This window comes from Streptomyces sp. O3 (assembly GCF_054788135.1).
Genome location: NZ_JBTVYK010000169.1, coordinates 1 through 278 on the forward strand (window position 1 = coordinate 1; position 278 = coordinate 278).

The 278-nt window shown below is 66.5% G+C and carries 1 protein-coding gene; it reads right to left on the minus strand.

Features of this window, described 5'->3' with window-relative positions; genetic code table 11:
• A partial coding sequence (locus ACX6XY_RS30205) for an ATP-binding cassette domain-containing protein (protein WP_460337840.1) occupies nucleotides 1-266 on the minus strand: 266 nt, incomplete at its 3' end.
• Between the last annotated feature and the right edge of the window lie 12 nt (nucleotides 267-278).

Here is a 278-nt window from a genome sequence, read left to right on the forward strand (position 1 = left end):
GTGCCGAGCTTATTGAGTGCTGTGATCAGCAGCATCAGGCGTTGTGCCTGTTCGTCATCGAGATTTCCCGTCGGTTCATCGGCGACCAGCAGCCGCGGCCGGGCCACCACGGCCCTGGCGATGGCAATGCGCTGCTGCTCGCCGCCGGAGAGCTCGTCAGGCCGGGCATGCATGCGATGCGCCAGCCCCACCCAGCGCAAAATCTCCGTCACATCCGCCTTCACCTGGGCCTCGCCACGGCGCGCCAGGCGCATCGGCAACGCCACGTTGTCATAGGC